3 protein-coding genes are annotated in these 2,537 nt (G+C 45.7%); 1 reads left to right on the top strand and 2 read right to left on the bottom strand.

Annotation, left to right across the window (positions count from 1 at the left end):
• A partial coding sequence (locus tag A3761_RS22975; protein WP_156492051.1) for a histidine kinase dimerization/phospho-acceptor domain-containing protein occupies positions 1–554 on the bottom strand: 554 nt, incomplete at its 3' end.
• Positions 555–809: 255 nt separating this feature from the next.
• Positions 810–1,331, bottom strand: a complete 522-nt coding sequence (locus A3761_RS22970; protein ID WP_068739215.1) for a hypothetical protein — start codon at positions 1,329–1,331, stop codon at positions 810–812.
• Between the two features lie 203 nt (positions 1,332–1,534).
• On the opposite strand from A3761_RS22970, the gene A3761_RS22965 reads away from it, so the two are divergent.
• On the top strand, positions 1,535–2,537 hold a 1,003-nt coding region (locus A3761_RS22965), incomplete at its 3' end, for an ABC transporter transmembrane domain-containing protein (RefSeq protein WP_255374959.1).

Below are 2,537 nucleotides of genomic sequence, written 5' to 3'. Positions count from 1 at the left end.
AGCCGGTCCGACTCACTCATTATAATTTGTGTGTATTCATGATGCTCTGGGTTGGTCAGCTCTGCATCAAGTAGCTGAGCGGCACCCCGAATTCCACCGAGAGGGTTCTTAACCTCATGAGCGAAGCCACGAACAAGGATTTGAGCTGTTTCCTGGTTCTCATGCAGCTGTTCTTCACGGCTGATCCGCTTCAAACGATCCTTTGCTTGCATTTCGATCAGCAGTAAATCCTGAGAATCTTGAGAGAACTTTGATGCCGAGCAGTCTGCAAGAAGCTCTTGGCCGTTGTGTAGAATAAACTCGCAGTCACGTTGAGTGTATGAGTGCCCGCCATCAATAATGGCCTGGAACTCGTCAAACAAAAGTTCTTCATGTTTAATAAAGAGGTGATCTAGCTTGCTGGATAGTATTCGTTTGTAACCGGCTTGCAGGAGCATTTCGGCAGCAGGATTGATAAATTTAATCTGGTAATTTGCATCAATAAGGATAACAGCAGTCGACAAGCCTTCGAGTATGCGTTGTTGGTAGGCATCTGAGAACAGGTTGGTTGTCATTAAAGCTTGTATCCATTGAAAGACGAAATTACATGCAAACAGGCTTGCTCTTGCCTGGGGCGAACTATAATAGCCAAAGCAAGAAGCAAACCAATGTTTTATGTGGCGTCGAATATGTTCAGAGAGTAGCTATTTAGCGAGCTCCCGACTGCTTGCGTGTCAGGGCTCTTGGTTTAGTATAGATGAAGATAGGATGTGCGCACCAATTTTGTGCATTGCTTTTTTGGGGTGTTCCCTATTGGTGCTCTCTATGTGTTAGTTAATTTTGAACGCTCTGGCGATAGGTCGATGAACTGTAAATTGACTACTGGCTGAGATAAGAGCCTTGTTTTGTGGGTCGATAACTTGGACCGTGATCGTGTGTGTTCCTCTATTTAGGCTTGTTAGCAGCAAGCTCGCCCCTTTTTGTAATGCAACTTCGGCACCATCCAGCAGAAAGCGCAGTTTGTCCTCTGCTCTTAATGAAGGCTCTAATATGGTGCTTACAGTGATGTCACCCGTGCCTGAGTGGAGTGCGCTCCGGTCTATTGGTGCGCTAATAACAAGTGACTGGTAAAGAAAGCTGTCGTCTGTAGGTGCAGAGCTAAAACTTATGGGGCTTGGTTTTAGTGCAGGTATGGTTGGAACGGGTTCGACTTCCAAGGTGACGGCGTTGCTTTGTGGTTGGTCTGAGTACGATATGCTGCCATCTGGTTTTGTGACTTTATAGACGGTTGTTGTGCTGGTGCTTTCTTCGGCATACAGCTTACTCGTGCTGACGAAAAACAATAAAGCCAATAAAGTAACCTTTATGGNGATCAACAAATTGCTAGTCTTGAATTGATCTTGTGTAAGCACAGTCTATACCCTCGTTAAATAACTGCTATAGTTAGAAAAAGCTTTGAAGAAGCAGTGTAACAGAGAGTCTTTTCGCTTCTAAAGCTCATCTATAGTTTAGCTCACAATTTGATGAGCTATTTTTGATATTTGAGGTTTTTTCTTTGTCCCATAATTCCGCCAGTAGCTCTTATGACAATGCGGCGAATGTATCGAGTGCTGAAGCAGTAGAGCCTGCTCAAGTAGCTGTATCGCGTTATCTTCAAAATGCTTATCTGCATGTCATGGCGCTAGCTGGGTTTGCTTGTTCACGTGAGGTGTTTTTGCACGGCTTACCCGTAGACGAAAGAGCTTCAAGTAGCGGTATGATGAGAGCGGTTCATAGCCAAGGCAAATTACAGTGCCGCCAAATGGATTTGGCGGACCTGGAAAAGGCCGCCTTGCCTTGCCTTGCTCAGCTTAAAGGGAGTGATGAGGCTTGGCTCGTGATTGAGCGCTACGATACTTCCCGGTGTGTTTATAGCGTTAAAATTTTTAGCTCTGAGGGAGAGGGGCAGGCTTATTGGAGCGCGCCTGAGCTTAGTGAGAAAATCTCTGCAGAGCTGGTTTCGGTATTTCCAAAGGCGCATACGAGCAGTTCCTTAGACCAGCCAAGAAGAAGTGGTTTTGCTTCGTGGATGTGGCAGGAGCTAAGAGCTTTAAGTCGTGTTTATCGGGATATTATTGCAGCGACTTTATTGATTAACGTCTTTGCTTTGGCTGCGCCATTGTTTGTCATGAATGTTTATGATCGGGTAGTTCCCAATCAGGCAATCGAGACGCTTTGGGTTTTGGCGTCAGGTCTGGTCTTAGTGATCGTTTTTGAGCTGCTGGTAAAATTGCTTCGACATGTGTTTTTGGAACAGGCCGGTAAGCGTTTAGACTTGGTTTTGTCGAGTAAGCTATTTTCCAAGGTTTTGAATATCAGGCTTGAAGAATTTCCTTCGTCAGTGGGCTCACTTGCCAGTCAGGTGAAAGAGTTTGACTCGATCAAGCAGTTCTTTACTGCGGCGACAATGACGGCGCTCGCAGATGTTCCTTTTGCCATTATCTTTCTATTGGTTATCGCTTCTGTGGGTGGGCAGCTGGCCTTGGTGCCTTTAATAGCGGCTGCTTTCCTCTTGCTCT

The sequence above is a fragment of the Oleiphilus sp. HI0123 genome (assembly GCF_001635315.1).
This window is presented reverse-complemented; position numbering and strand designations above follow the sequence as displayed.